This is a genomic window from Paenibacillus sp. MER 99-2, from assembly GCF_023714095.1.
GTDB lineage: Bacteria > Bacillota > Bacilli > Paenibacillales > Paenibacillaceae > Paenibacillus.
The window spans coordinates 20,218-42,147 of sequence record NZ_JAMAUZ010000016.1; the positions used below are offsets into that span (position 1 = coordinate 20,218).

The 21,930-nt window shown below is 45.9% G+C and carries 21 protein-coding genes and 1 riboswitch; of the genes, 11 read left to right on the top strand and 10 right to left on the bottom strand.

Annotation, left to right across the window (positions count from 1 at the left end; all coding sequences use genetic code 11):
- The first annotated feature begins 245 nt into the window (after positions 1-245).
- Positions 246-377, top strand: coding sequence for a hypothetical protein (locus M3636_RS29645; protein ID WP_260866136.1), 132 nt, complete (start codon positions 246-248; stop codon positions 375-377).
- 398 nt (positions 378-775) lie between these two features.
- Here the strand turns inward: M3636_RS29645 and speB are convergent, their stop codons facing one another.
- Both speB and speE read right to left on the bottom strand, forming a co-directional pair.
- Positions 776-1,645: an agmatinase gene (speB, locus tag M3636_RS28510; RefSeq protein ID WP_145326605.1), complete on the bottom strand. Its 870-nt coding sequence runs from the start codon at positions 1,643-1,645 to the stop codon at positions 776-778.
- A 15-nt stretch (positions 1,646-1,660) separates the two neighbouring features.
- Positions 1,661-2,488: a polyamine aminopropyltransferase gene (gene speE / locus M3636_RS28515; protein WP_128099810.1), complete on the bottom strand. Its 828-nt coding sequence runs from the start codon at positions 2,486-2,488 to the stop codon at positions 1,661-1,663.
- Positions 2,489-2,896: 408 nt separating this feature from the next.
- Between speE and M3636_RS28520 the strand changes: the two genes are divergently transcribed.
- Positions 2,897-4,975 carry a transglycosylase domain-containing protein gene (locus tag M3636_RS28520; RefSeq protein ID WP_251384698.1) on the top strand — a complete coding sequence of 693 codons (2,079 nt, stop codon included), beginning with the start codon at positions 2,897-2,899 and terminating at the stop codon, positions 4,973-4,975.
- 516 nt (positions 4,976-5,491) lie between these two features.
- On the opposite strand, the gene M3636_RS28525 is transcribed toward M3636_RS28520, so the two are convergent.
- Positions 5,492-5,995 carry a YwhD family protein gene (locus M3636_RS28525; protein ID WP_128099808.1) on the bottom strand — a complete coding sequence of 168 codons (504 nt, stop codon included), beginning with the start codon at positions 5,993-5,995 and terminating at the stop codon, positions 5,492-5,494.
- A 101-nt stretch (positions 5,996-6,096) separates the two neighbouring features.
- On the opposite strand from M3636_RS28525, the gene M3636_RS28530 reads away from it, so the two are divergent.
- The 5 genes from M3636_RS28530 to M3636_RS28550 all read left to right on the top strand — a co-directional run bounded on the left by M3636_RS28530 (position 6,097) and on the right by M3636_RS28550 (position 11,154).
- Complete coding sequence (locus M3636_RS28530) at positions 6,097-8,088, top strand: M1 family metallopeptidase (RefSeq protein ID WP_251384699.1); 1,992 nt, start codon at positions 6,097-6,099, stop codon at positions 8,086-8,088.
- 10 nt (positions 8,089-8,098) lie between these two features.
- Positions 8,099-8,941 (top strand): carbamoyl transferase, encoded by an 843-nt coding sequence (locus tag M3636_RS28535; RefSeq protein WP_251384700.1) that lies wholly within the window; start codon positions 8,099-8,101, stop codon positions 8,939-8,941.
- Between the two features lie 253 nt (positions 8,942-9,194).
- A riboswitch (cyclic di-AMP (ydaO/yuaA leader) is annotated at positions 9,195-9,332 on the top strand.
- Positions 9,333-9,335: 3 nt separating this feature from the next.
- The gene (locus tag M3636_RS28540) at positions 9,336-9,806 is read left to right on the top strand and encodes a C40 family peptidase (RefSeq protein WP_145410960.1); all 471 of its coding nucleotides are present in this window, start codon (positions 9,336-9,338) and stop codon (positions 9,804-9,806) included.
- Positions 9,807-10,151: 345 nt separating this feature from the next.
- Entirely contained in the window at positions 10,152-10,643 is a 492-nt protein-coding gene (locus M3636_RS28545; RefSeq protein ID WP_145410961.1) for a GNAT family N-acetyltransferase, read from the top strand.
- A gap of 154 nt (positions 10,644-10,797) precedes the next feature.
- On the top strand, positions 10,798-11,154 hold the full coding sequence (locus M3636_RS28550; protein WP_128099803.1) for a c-type cytochrome: 357 nt from the start codon (positions 10,798-10,800) through the stop codon (positions 11,152-11,154).
- A 78-nt stretch (positions 11,155-11,232) separates the two neighbouring features.
- On the opposite strand, the gene rbsK is transcribed toward M3636_RS28550, so the two are convergent.
- The 3 genes from rbsK to M3636_RS28565 all read right to left on the bottom strand — a co-directional run bounded on the left by rbsK (position 11,233) and on the right by M3636_RS28565 (position 13,107).
- Complete coding sequence (gene rbsK, locus M3636_RS28555) at positions 11,233-12,216, bottom strand: ribokinase (protein WP_251384701.1); 984 nt, start codon at positions 12,214-12,216, stop codon at positions 11,233-11,235.
- A gap of 41 nt (positions 12,217-12,257) precedes the next feature.
- A complete protein-coding gene (locus tag M3636_RS28560) occupies positions 12,258-12,554 on the bottom strand; it encodes a 4a-hydroxytetrahydrobiopterin dehydratase (protein WP_128099801.1) in 297 nt (98 codons plus the stop codon).
- A 259-nt stretch (positions 12,555-12,813) separates the two neighbouring features.
- The gene (locus M3636_RS28565) at positions 12,814-13,107 is read right to left on the bottom strand and encodes a hypothetical protein (protein WP_128099800.1); all 294 of its coding nucleotides are present in this window, start codon (positions 13,105-13,107) and stop codon (positions 12,814-12,816) included.
- 234 nt (positions 13,108-13,341) lie between these two features.
- On the opposite strand from M3636_RS28565, the gene motA reads away from it, so the two are divergent.
- Both motA and motB read left to right on the top strand, forming a co-directional pair.
- Positions 13,342-14,142: a flagellar motor stator protein MotA gene (gene motA / locus M3636_RS28570; protein ID WP_128104247.1), complete on the top strand. Its 801-nt coding sequence runs from the start codon at positions 13,342-13,344 to the stop codon at positions 14,140-14,142.
- Positions 14,129-14,947, top strand: coding sequence for a flagellar motor protein MotB (gene motB / locus M3636_RS28575; protein ID WP_128099799.1), 819 nt, complete (start codon positions 14,129-14,131; stop codon positions 14,945-14,947). Before motA ends, motB begins: the two co-directional genes overlap by 14 nt.
- A 245-nt stretch (positions 14,948-15,192) precedes the next feature.
- Here the strand turns inward: motB and rluF are convergent, their stop codons facing one another.
- Together rluF and M3636_RS28585 are read right to left on the bottom strand one after the other, a co-directional pair.
- Positions 15,193-15,894, bottom strand: coding sequence for a 23S rRNA pseudouridine(2604) synthase RluF (gene rluF / locus M3636_RS28580; protein WP_128099798.1), 702 nt, complete (start codon positions 15,892-15,894; stop codon positions 15,193-15,195).
- Between the two features lie 18 nt (positions 15,895-15,912).
- The gene (locus M3636_RS28585) at positions 15,913-18,252 is read right to left on the bottom strand and encodes an ATP-binding protein (protein ID WP_128099797.1); all 2,340 of its coding nucleotides are present in this window, start codon (positions 18,250-18,252) and stop codon (positions 15,913-15,915) included.
- A gap of 333 nt (positions 18,253-18,585) precedes the next feature.
- Here M3636_RS28585 and tadA point away from each other — a divergent pair, with 333 nt between their 5' ends.
- Both tadA and M3636_RS28595 read left to right on the top strand, forming a co-directional pair.
- Complete coding sequence (gene tadA, locus M3636_RS28590; protein WP_128099796.1) at positions 18,586-19,086, top strand: tRNA adenosine(34) deaminase TadA; 501 nt, start codon at positions 18,586-18,588, stop codon at positions 19,084-19,086.
- A gap of 35 nt (positions 19,087-19,121) precedes the next feature.
- Positions 19,122-19,694 (top strand): GNAT family N-acetyltransferase, encoded by a 573-nt coding sequence (locus tag M3636_RS28595; protein ID WP_128099795.1) that lies wholly within the window; start codon positions 19,122-19,124, stop codon positions 19,692-19,694.
- A 144-nt stretch (positions 19,695-19,838) separates the two neighbouring features.
- On the opposite strand, the gene M3636_RS28600 is transcribed toward M3636_RS28595, so the two are convergent.
- A complete protein-coding gene (locus tag M3636_RS28600) occupies positions 19,839-20,876 on the bottom strand; it encodes an ABC transporter substrate-binding protein (RefSeq protein ID WP_251384702.1) in 1,038 nt (345 codons plus the stop codon).
- Between the two features lie 102 nt (positions 20,877-20,978).
- A complete protein-coding gene (locus tag M3636_RS28605) occupies positions 20,979-21,851 on the bottom strand; it encodes an AraC family transcriptional regulator (protein ID WP_251384703.1) in 873 nt (290 codons plus the stop codon).
- Positions 21,852-21,930: the final 79 nt, after the last annotated feature.

Consider the following 21,930-nt stretch of genomic DNA (forward strand, 5'->3'; position numbering starts at 1 on the left):
GAAGCTACTAGTTGAGATTCAATCAACATTGTTCCATGTGGAACTTTCTCTATACAAATACCCTATTCAGAGACTTATCTCCAGTCAGACCAATCATATATTGAAGTGCTGGTTTACGATGTATGATCAGTCCAGTTCATGGTAGAGGGATGGGAACAGACGTGCTATAATATTTCTTATGGACTTTGAATAACGGTGGATGTTTTCCAGATCATGGCGTAGCTTCCCGAAAGGGGGTGACGTCGATGGTCAATCTTGTGGCGTTGCTTGATGTAATCCGATGGATTGCTGCGATCCTCAGTATTGTGCTGAGTGGGCGAAAGCTGTACCGTTGGTTACGCAAAAAGTTTCGTAGCAAGCGAAAACCCACCTCATAGGTTAGGAGCCTGACGGTGGGTTTCGCTTGAATAACTGTATTTAATTCATGCGCGCCGTGGCAATCCACAGCCTTTCGGGTCCTAAGAGTCTTTACCGTTGGCGCGGTAAGGACTCTTTTTTAGTATATGGTCGAACCCGATCACCATATACTCCGTGATTGTAATATATCAATTAATATATTACTGAATGCTGATGTATCCAGTATAGCATAGCTCAGGGCAGAAAGTTAAATTAAGTTAAGTTAACTTAACTTAATTTAACTTGTTACTCCCCTCGGTAAAATCATGGTTCAACACTATTATACGTGTAGATTAATTCTCTTATATTTTAAAAAAAACGCCCCCCCTTCTACGCAGGTTACAATCAGGCGTAGATAGAGAGGCGCTAATTTTAACTATTACTTCACGAATCCAAGCAGCATTTCACGAATCATTTTCGCAGCCACAATCTGAGTCTGTTGTGTCGGATCATAGATCGGCGCAACTTCAACCAAATCACATCCAACTACGTTCACATCAGAGCCTGCGATCATGTGGATCGCTTCCAGCAGTTCTTTAGATGTAATGCCACCTGCTTCTGCCGTTCCTGTTCCTGGTGCTGCAGATGGATCAAGCACATCGATATCAATGGTCACATACACTGGACGGTTGCCCATTTTCGGAAGAGCTTCCTTCATTGGAGCTGCAACTTCAAACGGATAGAAGTTAATGTTCTCGCGTCCATACTGGAATTCCTCGCGGGAACCGGAACGAATGCCGAATTGATAAATATTTTTGCCGCCCATCAACTCAGCCGCTTTACGTACTGGTGTAGAGTGGGACAGTGGCTCTCCTTCATAGTTCTCACGAAGGTCTGCGTGTGCATCAATATGAATCAAGATCAGATCCGGGTATTTCTTATACATTTGTTGAATGACCGGCCAAGTAACCAGATGCTCTCCGCCGAGACCAATCGGGAACTTGTCGTCAGCCAGCAGGCTACCGATGTATTCATGAATTACTTCAAGACTGCGTCCAGCGTTACCGAAAGGCAAGAGCAGATCTCCAGCATCAAAGTACGTCATGTCTACGATACTTTTGTCGAGGTATGGGCTGTACTCTTCGAGTCCAACCGATGCCTGGCGGATATGAGATGGGCCAAAACGGGAGCCCGGACGGAAGCTGACGGTGTAATCCATCGGCATACCGTAGATAACCGCTTTGGAATTTTCATAATCCTCAGAGCTGCAAATAAATACATTTCCTGAATAAGCTTGATCCAGTTTCATTAATTGATTTCCCCTTTATTTCGTTAAATCTTCCACGAATTTAGGAAGTACAAATGCCGCTTTGTGCAGACGCGGAGAGTAATACTTCGTATCCATCTCCGGAATTTGAGTCTCATCCACCGCAAGCGGGTCATGTTTTTTGCTACCCATGGTGAATGTCCACAGACCGCTTGGGTATGTTGGAATATTACAGCCGTACACATGTACGATCGGGAAGATTTCTTTGACGTCTTTGTTCACCTTCTGGATTAAGTCTGCCTTGAACCAAGGGTTGTCCGTTTGGGCAACGAAGATTCCGTCTTCTTTGAGTGATTCATAAATGCCCTGGTAGAAACCGCGCTCAAACAATGGAGCAGCTGGCCCTACTGGCTCGGTGGAGTCTACGATAATCACATCGTATTCATTTTTATGTTCAATAATATGCATGTAGCCGTCGTTCACAAGAACTTCCACATTAGGCTCGTCCAGCTTACCGGCGATCTCAGGCAAATATTTTTTGGAATATTCAATCACTTTACCGTCAATTTCAACGAGAACTGCTTTTTCCACTGTACTGTGCTTAATGACTTCGCGGATTACGCCACCGTCACCACCACCAACAACCAATACCTTTTTCGGATTCGGGTGGGTATGGAGTGCAGGGTGAGCAGCCATTTCATGATACACGAACTCGTCTTTTACTGTCGTCATGACCATACCGTCAAGGATCAGCATATTACCGAATTCCTCAGTCTCTATCATGGCCAAATCTTGAAAGTCTGTTTGCTCTGTTACATAAGTCTGCTTAATCTTCGCGGTGATCCCGAATACAGGGGTCTGTTTCTCCGTAAACCATAGTTCCATAATCTCTACCTTCTTTCCGTAAAGTATTGATCAGCCATACCCGATTAAGCGTTACACGCTTAATCGTTCGCCAAGCACGTTCAGCATTCGGCGCCACACAGCATGATGGTTGCTGGTTGCGGGAGAGATCCGCGTTTTACTTCATATATAGATTAAAATGGATCAGAACGCGCAAAGCGACTGACAGATCAACGAATCAGTGACATTTAGTGTGGTTCGTCCTACCGTTGTCTTCTGTATATTGTGCCGAACTCGTTCTTTTCATTACCCTTTTGCATTATACGCGATAGACGTTTATACTGCAAAACGGTTTTCCCACAATATGATACTTAATAACCGTTATGTAGCACAGTGAATATCCCTGCCACTCTAATCCCATACTGGAAAGAAAAGAAAGGAGCCCGTTCCATGAACCAGACACGCCAAAAGACCCGCAAACGCGGGTTCCGTATATGGAAATTTGTCAAAAGGATCTCTTTGCTGGTTGTACTTGGTCTGATTGCCACAGCAGCCGGACTCGTCTATCTATATGCCACTAGCCTGCCCCTAGCTGACTCTGATCGCAATTCCAGATTATTGGACAGCCAGGGCGACATCATCGCAACCTTCTCTGCTGGCGGCAAAGACTCGGTACCTGTTCAACTGCAAGATATCTCGCCAGATCTCGTTCATGCCACACTTGCTGTAGAGGATCGTAAGTTCTATGAGCATTACGGCTTCGATGTTCGAGGAATGGGACGAGCTGTACTCGTTAACCTAGAGCACATGCAGATGTCTCAAGGAGCGAGTACGCTAACACAACAACTTGCACGTAATCTGTACCTGTCTCACGAGAAAACATGGACCCGTAAAGCCAAAGAAGCCATGTACACCGCTCAGCTCGAAATGAAATATAGCAAGGACGAGATTCTACAGATGTACCTGAATGAGATCTATTATGGTCATGGAGCCTACGGTATCGAGGCTGCTTCACGCATGTATTTTGGCAAAAGCGCTAAACAACTAGATCTCGCTGAAAGTGCTATGCTGGCGGGTATTCCGAAAGGCCCAACCTATTATTCTCCATATAATCACATGAAGAATGCCAAGGATCGACAGAAGATTGTATTAAATGCCATGGCGGATATCGGCGAGATTACACAAACCCAAGCGGATAAGGCTTACGAGGAAATGCTCCAATTCAGACCGGAAAGTGAACGGAAAACGGTGGAAAAAGCTCCTTATTTCCGAGACTATATCCGGAATCTAGCCATCAAGGAACTAGGCATCAGTGAAGCGATGCTCGATCATGGGGGATTAAATATCTACACCACTCTTGATCTGCGTGTGCAAAAGGCTGCAGAAGATGCCGTATCCAAGGGTATGGATGCTGCAAGTGAGCTTGAAACTGCACTGGTCTCCATTGACCCTCGCACAGGCTATATCAAAGCAATGGTCGGTGGCAAAAATTATCGCACCAATCAGATTAACCACGTGCTGGCAACGACGCGCCAGCCAGGCTCAGCATTCAAACCCATTATGTACTTGGCCGCACTGGAGTCTAAACAGCTCACGAGTGCATCCATGTTCAACAGCGAGCCGACCTTGTTTCACTACGACGAAGATCGTAAGACGTACAAACCCGGAAACTTCGGTGACAAGTACCTTGGTGAAATCGATCTGAGAAAGGCGATCGCAGCATCCGACAACATCTATGCGGTTAATACGATCATGCAGATTGGGCCAGAGCAAGTTGTAAGTATGGCCAAAAATTTGGGGATTACAAGCAGTATGAGTGCTGTCCCTTCCCTTGCACTCGGCACCTCACCTGTTAGCCCATTGGAGATGGCATCTGCCTTTTCAGTCATTGCTGCAGGTGGTCAACGCACACCCCCTGTTGCTATTTTACAAGTGACTGACGCCGCAGGTCGTGTTCTATATGAAGCACCTCAGACCAAAGCAGAAACGGTCGTTGAGCCCGCGGCTGCTTACGTGTTGACTCGGTTAATGGAGAGTGTGTTTGAAAATGGTGGAACAGGGAATCGTGTCTCAGCAACCATCAAGCGACCTGTTGCAGGTAAAACAGGAACAACCAATACAGACGCCTGGCTGGTCGGATTCACCCCTGAACTCTCGACCGCTGTCTGGGTCGGGTATGATCAAGGCAAAGCGATCTCCACCGCAGATGGTCGCCGCGCGGCACCTATGTTCGCCCAGTTTACGGAACAAGCACTTGCAAGTGTTCCACCCAAAATATTTTCGGTGCCTGACAACGTTGTCAGTGTCTACATTGATCCTGAATCCGGTAAACTGGCTGGGAATGGTTGCCCAGAGAAACGACTTGAAGTATTTATTGATGGAACGGAGCCAACGGAAGTATGTCGCAGCGCTTCAGACGATTCGGACTCCACAAGCGATGATATGACTCGTGAGGTGCAGCAGCAACAGGGTCTACAGGAAGAAAAACATTCATGGTGGAGAGATTTCAAACGTTGGTGGGTGGAATGACGTAAACACGTAATGACGTAGTTGCGTCATCATCACTTTTCAGCAGAAGGGCTCCCTATCTTTGCAATCAATAGCCCCGCTGAGCGGAAGTCTGTCCGGCTCGTTCTCACGGTGAATGTGGTATAAGTGCGTGTTCAAAAAGGTCGGTTTTCAGTACCGAGAAGATGGGATGAAGATAGAAATGGAGTAGCGGAGCGTAGGCAAAACTACGTGAGCAACTACATTGTTTCTGAAGGAAACAACCTTCGTAAGCATCTACTTATTTCGGCTGAATTCCATATTCGACGTTGATGATGCCTTTAGGCATCCTGCGTAATCAAAAGCGGACTTTTTGAACATCCTCTATAAGACACTTCAAAAGGAAAGCCGCTCTTGAACAACATTCAAAAAGCCCCGTACCTGATGTTAGGACTGACTCCTGTAATAAACAGGTGACATTCCCTTCTATAAAGGTAACGGGGCTTTTTTAATCTAATGATTTAGTTTAATCAAACGTACTGAAACAAATTGGGCTGCCTAGGACAAAGCATCCTTCAATACATCCGGTGAAGCGTTCCACCATTCTTCATTATGTGAGATCAGAAGTGTCTTCAGTGCTGCACGTTCTTCTGGACCTAGATCATCCAACATAAAGCGGCGTTTCAATGCATAATCCATCCGATTCACATGATCGGCAAGCAATTTCCATCCACGCTTAGCCTCCGTATCAATCCACATCTCACAAGCCGTTGCACCACCATATAGCTGTCCCTGCTCTGTACGATCTACAGCTACCCAAACAAGCCATACTTGGCGTCCATTAGGTACATCCTCACGATTGGTCGAAAATTTGATGCCACGCTCCACTTTACTCTTCGCGTGCATCGCACCAATATCAATCTTGGCTTCGCCTTGATCAATAATGACCGGGGATAAGTTATTCAGATCAATAGAACCCGCACCGAAACCTTTGTGTTTGCTCTTTGCACTAACGATATTCAAGGCAATTTGTTTTTTGCCGTTTTGCTCGTTTTGTTCCATGTTTATAGCCTCCAAGGGTTGATACAAATATTTTAACTAATATTCGTCCCATTGCAAACATATACATGCTGTAGATGCTTGTCAACGGGAGGTATTTAACGATGATTCCACGACGCGCCAAGAGTTGGCTCACCGCATTCCTCGCCCTGTGTGTGCTTATTGCAGGAGCGTGGATTACGCTGGGAAACACTCGCTCCATAACATCCGAATTGCCTGTGCTCGCCCCAGAAGTGGGCAAGCCTCCAGCAAAAACCCAAACCTCCGCACCTCCAGAAAGCGTGCAGACCCCGACGGCTGAAGTGTTCAGCGATCGAGTGGTGGAATATCACATCGATGTAAAGTTGGTGGACGGAAATGTGTTACAGGGAACACAGACACTAACCTGGACTCATCCAGGTAAAAAAACGGTTAACGAGCTTTATTTCCACTTGTATCCCAATGCTTTCTCCTCTTCAGACACTACCTTTATGAAGGAGTCTGGTGGGAAGCTTCGTGGGGATGTTATGCCCACAGATGGTTATGGCTCCATGAAGATCACGGAGATGAAAACAGAAGATGGTCTGTCGCTTTTACATCGCATGCAATACGTACAGCCGGATGACGGCAATATAAAAGATAAAACTCTGATCAAAATCCGATTGCCTAAACCGGTGAAGGGCGGCGAGAGCATAACGCTGCACACTCGATTTGAAGTACAGCTACCCAAAATTTTTGCACGCATGGGAACCGCAGACGATTTTGTAATGGCAGGGCAATGGTTTCCCAAAATTAGCGTTTATGAGCCTACAGGTAGACGAGGCCGGACAACCGAGGGGTGGAATCTGCACCAATATCACGGCAATTCCGAATTTTATGCCGACTTCGGTATCTATAGCGTACGCATTCGAGTACCGGAATCATACAAGGTAGCCGCAACAGGATTTCCAACGCAGCAAGCGGTTGTGAAGAATAAAGAAAAAATCTATCAATTCTATGCCGACGATGTCCATGATTTTGCATGGGCGGCCTCACCTCATTTTGTTTATGCCGAGGAGCCTTTCTCTGCACCCAATGTTCCTGGAGTAAGGATCAAACTGTATCTTGACCCAGCACACCAGGATCTAAAAGAACGTTACTTCTATGCTGCTAAGGCAGCTTTGGCGAATTACAGCAAATGGTTTGGCACTTATCCATACTCCACACTCTCAATCGTCGTTCCTCCGAAAACCGGAAATGGTGCAGGCGGCATGGAGTACCCAACGTTGGTGACTGCCTTCGGGGCGGATGATACGACACCCGGTTATGATCTGGAACGAACCGTCGTGCATGAGATTGGTCATCAGTATTTCTATGGTATGCTCGCCAGCAATGAATTCGAGGAGGCTTGGCTCGACGAGGGATTCACCTCTTATGCAGAGGATAAATTAATGGAGCAAGAATATGGCCTAATCCCTAACTTACCTGTTCAAGCAGGCTTGATCACGTCTCCCGCCCCACTGACACAGGAAGCATGGAAATTTGATTCACAGAACCATTATGCAGCAAATGTCTATACACGAGGTAAGCTTGTCTTGCTCGGTATCGAACAACAAGTCGGCTCCAAAACAATGGAACGCATTCTCTCTACCTATGTGAAGAAGTACCGTTTCAAACATCCCACTTCAGCAGATTTCCAAAAGGTCGTGGAACAAGTTACTCGCACTTCATGGTCTACGTACTTTGATCAATATGTATATGGCGATGGGATGGCAAACTTCGCTGTAGAGAAAATCAGCGTAACTCCGATTCAGAAGGGTGATCAAGAGGTGTATGAATCCTCTGTGACCATTCAGAAAAAGGGAAGCAATTATATGAAGGTTCCTGTTCGAATTGTGTTCGAGGATGGGCATATCGTGAACAAGGAATGGAACGGAAACGAGGATCGAGTCACCTATAAGCTTACCTATACTTCTCCGGTTTCTTGGGCCATGACCGACCCTCTATACACTGTGGTACTAGAGAACCGTCATATGGACAATTTCCTAAAAGCCAAATTGGACGAACCAACTAAATTCCGCTGGAGTTTTAGCACGACCAAGCTTATAGAAGCTATTTTCGGAAGTCTGTCATGGTGAGGTGGAGACAGTGAAAGCAAAAATACGTGAAGGCTGGTTTCTCGTCCGTCAGCACATGTTCATAGCCGCACTACTATTCATCTATCAATTAGTATGGGGATACTTTATCTATCGGTTAGTGCAGTCCGCAGTAGTCCCGCTGCTGCTTCGGTATCCTGTCACGGATGCTGGAGAGCTCAGTACGCTGCTGTTCAAAATGGAGAGCCAACTGAGTCTCTCTACTCATCCTGAGGTTCATCGGTATCTATGGATTCTTGGAGCCATGCTGCTGCTACGCATGCTGATTACTCCCCTCATTCAAGCAGGGCTGTTGTATTCATTACAGCATTTTAATCAATCTGAGGAACGAACTCCTTTTGTCCGTGGCATCAAAGTGTTGTGGAAACCGATGTTACTGTTGCACTTCATAAGAACGTTGCTGATGCTGTTACCCGCCTACTGGCTTGTGCCAAAACTGTACGCCATTCTAATGAATGGATTCCATTCATTACAACTGTTACTGCCTGGCATTCCATATGTCGCCCTGTGGATCGTGTACGGCTGGATTATTCACCATGTGATGTTATACATGCAGTTCGGTGCATCAGCTCCAGATGGCGAAGGCCGGGCACACGGTATATTATACGCTCTATGGATCGCACTTCGTCATATCGTGTCTGTAATTGGCATCGCTGTGCTTCTGGGAGGGCTGCATCTGCTTCTCTTCGGTGCCTTTACTTCAGCATCATGGTTCTTAACAGGCCTCGCTGGCCTTATATTACAGCAAACGTATCCGCTGGCTCGCTGTCTCATGTCTCTATGGAAGATATGTGCTCATTTCCGCTTATGGCAGTCCAAGTCGACTAGAGGTTGATTCAAACAGGTTAAAATTTGTTACCATCTCCATGTCACATAAACGCGATGATAGCGCTTCACAAAAGCAAACCTCAACCTTTCCCCGTCAAAGGTCGAGGTTTTTTTTGCTAATTTTACTGCTAAACGTTGCCAAAGCAGTGTTCCTCTGTTACAATAATCGCAGTGAGTTTTTAGTAACAACTTTGTAATCTTTACCTTCATATTTGTAACTACTTAAAATTTAATCGTCATTTCTTGATTTCACAGGTGCACAACTAGCATAGCCAAATTCCTAGCACCTGGGAAGCGGGGGAACCAGTTATGGGTGAATTGATCTTGCTACAGAGGGATCATAGGGGACCTTCAACCGAATCCTTAAGCTAACCTCGCAGGCATTGGAAGGGGTATATCTCTTGTTCAAGAAGAAACTAACCGCAGCTGTACTTAGCCTCACATTTGCATTATCACTTGGAGCTGGCAGCGCATTCGCAGATTCAAAAATGGATGAAGTAATCGACTCAGCAATGGGAACTACATACAAAAGCGGAGGAACAACGCTTAACGGCTTTGACTGCTCTGGATTTACACGGTATGTATTCGACAAGCTTGGCATTGATTTGGCTCGCCAATCAAGCTCCCAATTCGAAATGGGTGACTCTGTGTCCCGTTCAGAAATGAGACCTGGCGATCTGGTATTCTTTAATACTTCAGGCAGTGGAATTTCACACGTAGGTATTTTCGTTGGAGAAGGTAAGTTCGCACACTCTTCTTCTTCCAAAGGCGTTACGATCAGCGCATTGAGCGAAAACTACTGGGCTAACCGTTATGTTGGCGCTAAACGTATTATGAGCACGGACGCATATGAAACACTCGCACGTGACTAAGGACAAGCTGAGCAACATCATACTGTAACCAAGCATAACAGAACCGCCCGATCCATTCTCCGCAGGAATGTATCCGGCGGTTTTTTTGTGCTTTCTCGTCCGTGCCCTTAAGATGTTTTTACCCATCCTATTGTAATATAAACGTAATAAACCAATCTTTTGTTTCAATTTTTTTCTATTTTACGAAGACTTGCCAAAACGACACCACGTTCTGTAGAGTAGCGTTAGGAATATCTATACATTTACACATGATCTGTAGGATCGATTCATCACCTTTTAGGAGCTTGTCCGTTTTGAAGAGGTACCTGGTACCTATCCTACAAATGAGAGGAGCGTGCAGGAAGTATGGACGAAGCTTCTGTGACGTTTCACGTTAAACCTATGGAAGAGGAACACGCACAGCAGATATGCAGTTGGCATTACGACCCGCCTTATAATATTTATAGCTGGCTTCCTTGGGAGCAGATGAAGGCACTTGAAGTCGAATTTGGGGATGTGCAGCTACGGAAAGATCAATATGCTGTCATTTTTGACAAGCATGATGAGATTTGTGGATTCGCACAGTTCTTTCCACTTGTGGGTGTTACCCGAATTGGGCTGGGTATGCATCCCGAACGATGCGGTCATGGACAAGGCGTGGATTTTGTGTCTGCGATTGTACAGGAAGCGATCCGAAGGAATCCTTCAAATGAAATTGATTTAGAAGTTCTCACCTGGAATACCCGAGCCATTCGGGTTTATGAAAAGGTCGGTTTTATCACCCAAGATACATATGAACGCCAAACCCCTACCGGTTTGCAGCCTTTTTATTGTATGGTGTATGCAGGAGCTCATTAACTTACAGGACCATTAGGAGTTAAGGACATTCCCGGTTTCATATGATAAGTTTCAAAAAATTACCACAAAATGCTATGATGTCGTGGATAGTTCCGTTATAATGATATGGACAGTTTCAGTTAGATGATCTTTCATTCTGGAGGGGACATAAGGGATGCACAAATGGATCATGAGCGGGGTATTTTTTGCAGCGTGCGCGTTAGCTATTATTTTAATGTTTACGCTTCCAGGAAAAGAAGAGGTTGCTCAAGAAGCTAAACCAACTATGCCGGAAGTCACAATGGATGCCGGACAGGCTGAAGCACTGGTAAAAGCCAATTGTATCTCCTGTCATGGGGATCAGCTTCAAGGGGGCGTAGGCCCGGCTCTTGCGAACATCGGAAGTCAGGATGACGTCGAGAAGATCTACTCCACGATCGTCAAAGGTAAAGGCGGCATGCCTGCGTTCAAGGATCGACTGCAAGATGAAGAGATTGCCAACATTGCGATGTGGCTCGCCGAGAAAAAGTAACAGGTGAACGAAGAGGCTATTACCTCCTTACCAGGGGTAACAGCCTCTTCTCTGTATTTGCACACATGGATGATGTACTCAGTTGCTCGTTGCCTGCTGCGCAAGAAATGCTTCTACTTCATCTGCAGACGGCATTCCGGACTGGGCACCCAGCTTCGTCACGGATAGCGCGCCCGCGCCCATAGCGAAGCTGACTGCCGCGTCAAGCGTCTCGCCGCGCGCGAGGGCTACCGCCAGCGCGCCGTTGAAGCAGTCGCCAGCGCCGGTCGTATCGACGGCGCTTACGGCGTAGCCGGGCGCACGGCACGCGCCGGCACGCCCTGCTTGTACGCGGCCACCAGGCGCTGCCGCGTACACAGCCCCCTCGGGGCCGAGCGTCGTAACGACGGCGGCCCCGAGGGATGCGGCGAGCTCTGCGACCGCCGCATCCAGGTCTTCCGGCCGGAGATGATCCCGGCCGGTAAGCACGGCGAGCTCGCTGCGGTTCGGCGTGACGACGTCAACGCACCGCAGGAGCTCCTGGGGCAGACCCGGCACCGCGGGAGCCGGGTTGAGCACCACCAGTGCGCTGCCTTCTGCCGCTAGTGTAGCGGCGCGGGTGACCGCTGGCAGCGGGATCTCTAGCTGCAGCAGCACCGCTGCGGCTGCAGTCAGGCTTTTCACCGTATTCGCCTCTTCCAGCATCTCCGGTACTACCTTCCCATTCGCCCCTGGGATAACAATAATGCGGTTATCTCCATTGGAGAGCCAGATCGAGGCCGTACCCGTCGCTGTATCATCCATGACATGAACCTGTGATGCATCTACCCCGCTCTCATGCAAGCTACGAAGCAGGCGTTCACCAAACACATCTGTGCCTACAGCTCCAATCATCGTTGTCTGCCCACCTAGACGAGCGGAGGCCACTGCCTGATTAGCCCCTTTGCCACCAGCAAGATAGTGCAGCTCTTCCCCACTGACCGTTTCTCCCTCTTCTGGAATCGTATCCGTTTTGACGACAAGATCCATATTAAGGCTACCAACGACAGCGATAAGCGGATGTTTCTGATTGTTGTCTGACATGCCGTTCACCCATTTCTAACAGACGAACCTAACCGAGTTGGTTATTCCGCCCTCATTTTCTCAAATGTCTCGTTAAATTGCTCAGCTTCCTTAATATCTACAGATGTAATGCCACCTTCATCCCATGACGTGAGACGCAGCGTGACTGTCGTATAATCAATTGTAATGAAAGGATGATGATTGAATGCTTCCGAGATCGCAGCGACCTCGTCTACAAATGCAATTCCTTTCATGTAGTTAGAGAATACAAATTTGCGGACAATCCATCGGCCCTCCTCTAGTTCCCAGCCTTCAAGCCTTCCTAGATGAGCTTCGACTTCCTCTTGCGAAAAAACCATACGTTATCTTCCTCCCCATACGATGGAAACATCGCCCTACTTCCGTATCCATCTATGCTACCAACGAAACCTTTGGCACTACAGATTAGCCCCAAACGGTTGGTTCACCGCAGTGCGATTCGCCGTTTCACGACTATCATCTTACCATGGACAAGCCTCAAAATCCAATCTATCAAATGACGGTAGAGCCAATAACCATAAGGCTTTCAGGGGTTTATCTCCCATGATATATGACCCTGAATTAACGTTTCTGTGCAAACTAAATTAGCGGTACAAAGGTGAGCTCTTCTTCTCCAATCAAAATATGAATCCGGTGCTGATCCTTATCATGGATGACCACCCCGCTACCAACTGGAATGACCGATTCCTCACCTAGCGCATAGAACAGATCCTCTGCCAGTGCCTCATCGACTTCAAGCTGCTCCGTCTCGCCTAATCTGCCCCACTCTTCCGAATCCATTTCAAAGAAAACATACCGATCCGGTATGCGACTGAGAGCCTGTGTTAAATCTGTCAATATTCCTTCATAATCCCGTCCATGCTTTACGCCCATTGGCTTTTCACTCCTATTCGGCCCCTAAGGAGCTGATTTCATCTTATTATACCTGAAAATAACCCTTAAAAAAAAAGGCCTATTGGTCGATAAATACTATACATGACCGTTTTAAATGTTTTGGCAATCCAAAAGAGTGCCAAGCTTTAAACGAATTGCGGCTCTACGTTCGTCCGGAAGCCCGAATATAGCCGCTTGAAAGGATTCAATTTTATCTCATGGATGAGGTGTATGATGAACATTTCAACAATTATTGGACTTGTTTTGGGACTCGCTTCACTTGTATTCGGTATGATGTTGAAGCATGCTCCCGTAATTAATCTGGTCAACAACCCAGCAGCCTACATGATTATATTTGTTGGTACCGCGGGAAGTATTTTTATGGCCTTCCCTATGTCAGAAATCAAGAGAATTCCGAAGCTCTTCGGAATTTTGTTCAAACAGCAACAATTGGTCGATCGCGTATCCCTAATCGGCACGTTTATGGACTGGGCTTCCACTACCCGTCGTGAAGGTTTGCTTGCACTTGAGTCAAAAGTTGAAGAGATTGACGATCAGTTCCTTCGCAGCGGCATGCGAATGATTATCGACGGGAACGATCAAGACTTCGTCAGCGATGTTCTAATGGAAAATATTCACACTACAGAGGAACGCCACCGCAGTGGTGCACTGATCTTCTCCCAAGCAGGTATGTATGCTCCAACACTTGGCGTTCTCGGAGCCGTAGTTGGTTTGATCGCAGCCCTTGCGGATCTTAGCGATATGGCTAAACTCTCTCAAGCGATTGCAGCAGCATTCATCGCTACCCTCTTGGGTATCTTCACAGGTTATGTACTGTGGCACCCGATGTCTAACAAGCTGAAGCGGATGTCCAAGCAAGAAATGGAGATCAAGCTGATGATGGTTGAAGGATTGTTATCCATACAATCCGGTGTATCCACCATTGCTATCAACCAAAAGTTATCCGTATTCCTGACACCTTCCGAACGTAAACAATTGGAAGAGAAGGAGGGATCATCAGGTGAAAAAGGCTAAAAAGCACGAACCACATGAAGAACATAATGATGAGAGTTGGTTGCTCCCTTATTCCGACTTGATGACCTTGTTGCTCGCTCTGTTTATTGTGTTGTTCGGCATGAGTTCCCTTGATGCGACTAAGTTTGAGCAAATGGCTTCCGCACTAAGCAGCGCATTGAATGGTGGATCAGGTGTCCTTGATTATAGCTCCATGAATCCTGAAACTCCGGGTGCTGATCTGGGTAAGAAGAAAGAACAGCCTGAGGAGATTACGAAAAAAACACCAAATCAGATTACCGATGCTCAGATGGCTCAGAAAGAGCAAGAGGATCTGGAAAAGCTCAAGGAACGTCTGGATCAGTATATTTCAAAAAATGGACTTTCCGATCAGCTTAACACCAAGTTAAATCAGTCGGAACTGAAGATCACAATCAGTGATAACGCTTTGTTCTCCTCTGGACGAGCCGATGTGAAACCAGAATCGCGCTCCTTGGCCAAAGCGATCTCAAGCATGCTTCAGGAGTTCCCGGAATATGAAGTGGTTGTATCGGGCCATACCGATAACATTCCCATTTCGAACAACCAATATAAGGATAACTGGGATTTGAGTGCAGATCGTGCCCTCAACTTCCTCAAAATTCTGTTGCTTAATACAGCGCTCGATCCTTCCAAGTTCACACCTAGCGGATACGGAGAATACCACCCAATTGCTAGTAATGATACGAATGTTGGACGAGCACAGAATCGACGTGTAGAGGTTTCAATTATTCGGAAATACCAAAGCAACAACACGTCTGTAAAAGCCGTTGATTCGGCTAACTAGAAGCCCTGCAACAGCATAAGTTTTCCGAACAAACGATAAGTGCCACTTTCCTTCTATACGAGGGGAGTGGCACTTTTATTTACGCTCTGCTCTGCTGCGGAATCTTTCTAAAACTATTTTTATCGGTATTCATATTGCTGAATTTCGATACAGCTATTATTAGCAGATGAAGAAAGCCAGCGTCCAGTATCCTTTTAGGAACTTCTGAACGCTGGCCATATTGAGCCTTCACTATGATCTCGTATTTATTCTAATGAGTAGTCGAGCAGACTACCGAGTTCTGCCTTCTCTGCCGCAGTTAACTCCCTCCACTTGCCCGTACCTTGCTCTCCAAGATGAATGTTCATGATACGAATCCTTTTCAGCTTACGAACCTCATAACCAAATGCACTGCACATCCGGCGAATCTGACGGTTCTTCCCTTCGGTCAGTATAATCCGGAACATTCGATCCGAGATACGAGTTACTTTGCAAGGAAGCGTCATTTCACCAAGAATCTTGACCCCTGTACTCATACCCTGCAGAAAGCTTGCAGTTACTGGTCGATCCACGGTAACGATATATTCCTTCTCATGGCGACCCTCTGCTCTTAAAATCCGATTCACGATATCTCCATCATTGGTCATGAGAATCAGGCCTTCTGAATCTTTATCCAAGCGACCAATCGGGAAAATTCGTTCTGTGTGGCCAACAAAATCAACAATGTTCCCCCGGATATGTTGTTCCGTCGTACTCGTGATACCCACCGGCTTGTTCAGCGCGATGTACACATGTTTTCTTTTCTCACGGATCGGCTGTCCATTAATGCGTACATCATCGCCTTCTTCAGCCTGACTGCCTAGCTCTGCCTTGATGCCATTAATTGTTACTTTCCCACTCTCGACCAGCTTGTCCGCTTCACGCCGGGAGCAGTAACCTGTCTCACTAATAAATTTATTAATACGCAAAAGGTCATCTCACCTCATCTAATTCTCTTCGTCTGTAGGGGGCTGCTCCGTGCCGTTATTGTCTTCTGCTTGCTCTGGCAACTTATCCGAAGCTGGAAGATCAATAATAACCGTTGTCCCCTTGTTCATGACACTTCTAATATCCATCATGCCCTTATGTGATTGAATAATGCGCTGACTGACCATCAGACCAAGACCCGTTCCCGACTCTTTGTTGGTGAAGAACGGCTCGCCCAGCTTCGGCATCATCTCTTCAGGAATACCAATTCCTTCGTCCTTAATCTCAATCCTTACGCGATTCAGCTCTTCCTCATGGTGAAGACGAATTCGAATGCTTCCTCCATTAGGCATAGCCTCCATACCATTTTTGAGCAAGTTAATAAATACCTGCTTCAATTGGTTCTCTTCACAGTGTACCATAGCCGAATCGGATGAGGCACTTAGCACAAATTCTACACCATGCAGATGAGCTTGGCTATCAAGCAGTGAGATCACATCTCCAAGGATAAAACGGATATCCCGATCTTGAAAATGAACCGCCTGTGGCTTCGCCAAGATCAGAAACTCACCAACGATGAGATTGATGCGGTCTAGCTCTGACAGCATTAAGTCCAGATGACGATGATTGAGTTTGTTCGTCTGCTGTTGAAGTTGAAGGAACCCTCGCAACGTGGTTAGTGGGTTCCGAATTTCGTGTGCAACGCCGGCAGCCAATTGCCCTACAGTCGTTAACTTCTCGGAACGTCTCAGCAACTCTTCCATCCGGTTGCGACTTGTGATGTCTCGCGACACACTGATAAGTGCTGTAATTTCGCCCTCTTCGTCTCGAACCGGAGCAGTACTTACACTCACTTCTACACGAGTTCCGTCCTTCTTCATCCAAGTAGTTTCATTAGAGGTGATGGACATGCCCTCAATTAATTGAGCATGCTGCTCACGTCGTTCCTCTTCTGCCTCTGGAGGGATGATCTTCAAGGTTCGCCCTTCTACTTCACGGCTACGCCAGCCATACAGCTGCTCAAAAGCACGGTTTACCCGAAGTACATTTCCATCCAGGTCCGTAATATGAATCGCATCCGCAGTCTGATTAATAATGGATTCCAGGTGCTCTTTGACTGCGCGGTTCTCTTCATACATCTGCTTAAGGCGATTCGTATAATGACCAAGATTGCGAATCATGGCATTAATTCGATTGGCGAGCTGTCCGAGCTCATCCTTCCTCTTCACTTTTAGACGGAAATCGAAATGCCCATCAACGACATCATTTACTTTGCCCAATATCAATTGAATCGGACGCGTGATATATCCTGCGAGCAGATAACTGCCGAAGATCACAATCTCAAGTAATACAAGGGAGATCGAAGCATGGCTGACCAATTGCTCTGACACCATCGAAGATATCTGCTTATAGTCCATGACAATTCCGATTACATAAGACGATTGATTGGGAGTAAAAATAGGAATAAAGCTCTTTAACACTTTTTGATCATGTGTTTCGCTGACAAAAGACACGTTCTGTCCCGTACGAATAGCTTTCACCACTGCACGGTGATCCTCTTCCGTTGTGCCATATTGATATGTTCCGAATCTGATGGGTTTGTTGTTTAACTTGCTAAAGTTACTATCTCTTCCGTCATCGTTCATACTTGGACTACCAAAGGTTAAAGGATTAATACCTGTAATCTCAAGAATGGAAGGATTAACTTCACGAATTTTGTTCAAAATCTCATCTGGACCAGAGATCTTCACATAGTCATCAACTTCGGCATTATTATAGAAGGGATTGATTATGTAGTTCCTCTTCCCATCATGGTAGTAGCCCCATATATCAATATCTGATGGACTGGATGTCGAATATTCGAATCCATCTGACCAGAAATGATCCAGCGCCTGCCCTTGGGGAATGGTGACCTGATGCTTTTCGAACAATTGCTGGAAGGCCTGATACCAATACGTCATGGATTTTGTAGAAAGCCCAATCTCCCGCGGATCGGAAGAACGGGTTACAATGATATCATCCTCCGTCTGTTCCATGAGCGATATATGGGACACGCCTACCTTTTTGCTCACACGTACAAGGTCTTCATTTGTGATATTATTAATATCCGGATCTAGTTCTTCTGCAGTCATAACCGAAGCAAGCCACAGATTACTACCAATCTGGCGTTTTACATATTCTGAACTATACTGATTCTGTTCGACAGAAATCGCAATCTGTTTAGCGGTCAGCACCATTTTGTTCTCGCTGTCCTGTCTAAGGTTTTCTTCTGTAGTATAGTAACTCAGTGCAATATTCAATACTAAAATAACGAGCACTGAGCACGACATAATCATGGATAATTTCGTTTTTATAGACAACTTTTTGTTCACCTCTCGGCTTGTGCCCTTTGGCGATATATGGCAAAACCTATATCCATCATAACGGTTGTATGTGTTTTTGAAAAGGATAATTGACCATAGCCCAAAAGTTACCGTTTGGCTGAAAAGCTCGAAATTTATTGTTTTTTCGATTTTTCCATGTCTACAATTAAATAAGTCACAAAAACTGTACACAAATCCACAGGGTTGTGGATAGTATGTTTATAACTATGTGAGCAACTTCGTAGTTATCCACAGACTTATACACAACATGTTAACAAACCGAATATGCGTTCGCTGAATAAGCGTTTTTGAAAGGAGCTTTTAACTGTAATGAATGATATTTCCTCCCATATTGATCTTTCCCACCTTCCAGAAGATGCTAGGCACGAGTACTGGATGCGGGAAGCCATTGCTGAGGCACAAAAAGCGGAGGCACTTGGGGAAGTCCCTATTGGGGCTGTCATCGTGCAGAATAACCGGATCGTCGGGCGTGGATACAACCTACGTGAAACAACACTGGATTCGACAGCCCATGCAGAAATGGTCGCTATTCGTCAGGCCAGTGAAACGCTTGGAGCTTGGCGACTGCTAGATTGCAGTCTATACGTTACGCTTGAGCCTTGCCCTATGTGTGCGGGTGCGATCGTACAATCACGCGTTCCACGTGTAATCTATGGCACAGCTGATCCAAAGGCAGGATGTGCAGGAACATTGATGAATCTGTTGCAGGAGCCCCGTTTCAATCATCGAACAGATGTCATCCCAGATGTACTCCAGCCTGAATGCTCCACGATGCTCACTCAATTTTTCCGACGTTTACGTAAAAAATAGACTTCATTCATTCTGAAAGGATGTGCAATGTAATTATGGCACTGACACTATACGACACACCGAACGGTATCAGCCTGCGTTTATTAACATTAGAAGATACACAAGCTTATCTAGATCTCATTCAGATTACACGCATTCCCTATCAATCTGTAGAGCCTATACGAGAGGATGAGTTCTATACGCTGGAGGCTCAGACTAGACGTATTCAGGATCGAATGAAGGCTTCTGAAGAAGGAACCGGGTATCAGTTCGGAATCTATACGATTCAGGATGGTACTCTCATTGGTCAAGTTAGCCTAAACAACGTTGTTCACGGTGTCGCCAACTATGCAGATATGGGTTACTTCATCCACCCCGACTATCAGGGCGGTGGACGAATGACTGCGGCTGTGAAATTGGCTGTAGCCTACGCATTTCGCGCTCTGAAGCTCAACCGTGTACAAGCTGCCATTTTACCTTCTAATACAGGATCGCAACGTGTGCTTGAGAAAAACGGCTTTCAAGCAGAAGGTATTGCACGTAAATATCTTAAGATTAATGGGCTATATCAAGACCATCAGATCTATGCCGTACTCTTCGATGATCTACACGGACAAGCATCAGACTAATCACTCACCAGTAAAATAGGGGCGCACTCAATAACCCGATCCCCCGAAAAAATGGAGCGATACAAGAAAACCGCATCACCCCCAAAGAAGGGAGTGGCGCGGTTTTTTCGTTATCGTACTTTAATTTGCACTTTAATTCGAACCTTATTTTGCTTGTAGGCTCTCTATTATGGTCTCTACTCCATATGTTTTGCTAACTGGTCCAAAACCGAAGGCAACCTGTCCATTTATTTTGTAGACTTGACCATTCTTCACGGCTTTTAGCCCTTTCCATACCTCGCTTTTTTCCCACTCATCCGTTACCGCGGGTAAAGACGAATCTTCCATGTTGAAGTATCCTAAAATAAGATAGTCAGGGTCGAGCTTCGCAATACCCTCCAAAGTGAGCTCACCCGCAGCCTCTGTTGCTGGAGGCGTAAGCCCTAGCCCTTCGTAGTACTCAGTGATATATTCAGCGGATTGAAGATAGGCCTGTTTCTCCCGGATCTGCAGGAAGGCAACACTACCCTCAACAGATTGTAGCTTGTTCTTGCCTTCAACTAGCTTTTGTTCAAAATCGTCGGTATAGGCTTTAGCTGTATCTTCTTGCCCTAAAATTTGTCCAAATTCGGTAATAACCGCACGCCATTCTTTGAATACATCCTGTTTTTCCTCATCCACAACAACCGTGGGCGCAATCTGATCTAACTGTTCCAGGATGTCCTTATTCGTTACATTACCTGCTATAATCAAATCTGGTTCATAAGCGAGCAATGCCTCTAGATTAACCTGTGTATTCTCACCAACAACCTCAAGATTGCTTATTCCCTCTACATATGGCTTATAAATATCACTCTTTAATAAGGATTGTTCTTCTGTAAACGGGAGTGTAATTGCAACGGAATCGAGATCGAACACTAGCAGATCATCACTTAGCCCCCAGTGAGCCAGTGCAATTTTTTTCGGTTGCTGCTCAATTTCCATATCCCCCCGAGCCGTCTGGATCGTACGCGGGTACGTATCAGTTCCCGTCTCTGTGGACGTTGCTGCCTCGTCTGCCCCTTCACCGTTTGTAGCGGTGCTCTGCTCTATATTGCTTTGACTTTGTTCTGTCTTCGGTGCTGCCGAGCATGCGGCCATCAGTAAAACAAAACAAAATAATGCGACAACCAAGACCCAACCTTTATACCCCATTCTGTGCATTTCGAAAGTTCCTCCAATATAACTTGCAAATTTATGATAACAATTATCATTATCAATCAATTATATCAGTGAAACTCACCTACACAATGGATACTGTCCGATTCAGGATGGATTGTTTCCATGTCCCATAATCTTTCTCACTTCTGAAGGTGCAATCCCCTTGTGCAATTTAAACACTCTGCTGAAATAGTATGGATCGGCATACCCTACTTTAACAGCCACTTCCCGTACGGTGTAACTCCCCATTTCAAGTAATTCTTGTGCACGGTTCAAACGATACTGCATCAAGTAACGCATCGGTCCCATTCCAGTGTATTTCTGAAATAAATGCGAGAAGTATTTAGGCTTCATATCAAATTGGGTTGCCAGTTCGCCAAGTGTAAGCGGCTCGGAATATTGAGCATGAATAAACTCCTGAGCAGCATACATCCATTTGCCATTCTCCTGATTCCGTGCATTCCTTGCCCCTCGAAATACGGAGATGAGCAATTGATAAAATAACGTCTGTTTTTCTAACTGATCCATATATCCAGGTTTGGATGCAACGTTCAAGATTGCAAGCATAAGTTCTCCTTGGATCCTTACTTCTGGATCATTCAAGTTCATCTGAAGCTCATGCAAAGCAGAGGATGTAATAGATGTAGTCCCACCTTCCACAACTAGCGTAGGTAAATAATGAATTAATACATATTCAAAGTCCTCGTCACTGACCTGGATCTCTAAATGCATATTTTCGCCACCCATAATTACCTTGCCGGGATACAAGTGGATTAGAAACAGTTCTCCCTCTGTATTTGTGAAATGAAATTCAGCTTGCCCACGAAGCACAAGTAGTAATGCTCGCTTCTCTGTTTTTTTCTCTCGATGTCCTCCATAGAGCTTGTCTGCTTCCAATATTGTGCGATAAACCCCATAGACATGAACCGGATGCTCAACAAATTCGAGTGCTAGCTGCTCATCATCCAGTTTTATCATTTATAACTCCTCCTGTACGTCTGACGAACTTATATTATCTAAAGTTTATATTCCCATGCATCCGTTGTATAGCGTGTTA

What these genes read in the sequence shown, in the direction of transcription:
- speE (WP_128099810.1), bottom strand. Translation starts at nt 2,488, where the DNA reads ATGGAACTATGGTTTACGGAGAAACAGACCCCTGTATTCGGGATCACC.
- M3636_RS28545 (WP_145410961.1), top strand. Translation starts at nt 10,152, where the DNA reads ATGGACGAAGCTTCTGTGACGTTTCACGTTAAACCTATGGAAGAGGAA.
- M3636_RS28600 (WP_251384702.1), bottom strand. Translation starts at nt 20,876, where the DNA reads ATGCACAGAATGGGGTATAAAGGTTGGGTCTTGGTTGTCGCATTATTT.
- M3636_RS28560 (WP_128099801.1), bottom strand. Translation starts at nt 12,554, where the DNA reads ATGGTTTTTTCGCAAGAGGAAGTCGAAGCTCATCTAGGAAGGCTTGAA.
- M3636_RS29645 (WP_260866136.1), top strand. Translation starts at nt 246, where the DNA reads ATGGTCAATCTTGTGGCGTTGCTTGATGTAATCCGATGGATTGCTGCG.
- speB (WP_145326605.1), bottom strand. Translation starts at nt 1,645, where the DNA reads ATGAAACTGGATCAAGCTTATTCAGGAAATGTATTTATTTGCAGCTCT.
- M3636_RS28595 (WP_128099795.1), top strand. Translation starts at nt 19,122, where the DNA reads ATGGCACTGACACTATACGACACACCGAACGGTATCAGCCTGCGTTTA.
- rbsK (WP_251384701.1), bottom strand. Translation starts at nt 12,216, where the DNA reads ATGTCAGACAACAATCAGAAACATCCGCTTATCGCTGTCGTTGGTAGC.
- M3636_RS28530 (WP_251384699.1), top strand. Translation starts at nt 6,097, where the DNA reads ATGATTCCACGACGCGCCAAGAGTTGGCTCACCGCATTCCTCGCCCTG.
- M3636_RS28520 (WP_251384698.1), top strand. Translation starts at nt 2,897, where the DNA reads ATGAACCAGACACGCCAAAAGACCCGCAAACGCGGGTTCCGTATATGG.
- M3636_RS28550 (WP_128099803.1), top strand. Translation starts at nt 10,798, where the DNA reads ATGCACAAATGGATCATGAGCGGGGTATTTTTTGCAGCGTGCGCGTTA.
- motA (WP_128104247.1), top strand. Translation starts at nt 13,342, where the DNA reads ATGAACATTTCAACAATTATTGGACTTGTTTTGGGACTCGCTTCACTT.
- tadA (WP_128099796.1), top strand. Translation starts at nt 18,586, where the DNA reads ATGAATGATATTTCCTCCCATATTGATCTTTCCCACCTTCCAGAAGAT.
- M3636_RS28565 (WP_128099800.1), bottom strand. Translation starts at nt 13,107, where the DNA reads ATGGGCGTAAAGCATGGACGGGATTATGAAGGAATATTGACAGATTTA.
- M3636_RS28605 (WP_251384703.1), bottom strand. Translation starts at nt 21,851, where the DNA reads ATGATAAAACTGGATGATGAGCAGCTAGCACTCGAATTTGTTGAGCAT.
- M3636_RS28525 (WP_128099808.1), bottom strand. Translation starts at nt 5,995, where the DNA reads ATGGAACAAAACGAGCAAAACGGCAAAAAACAAATTGCCTTGAATATC.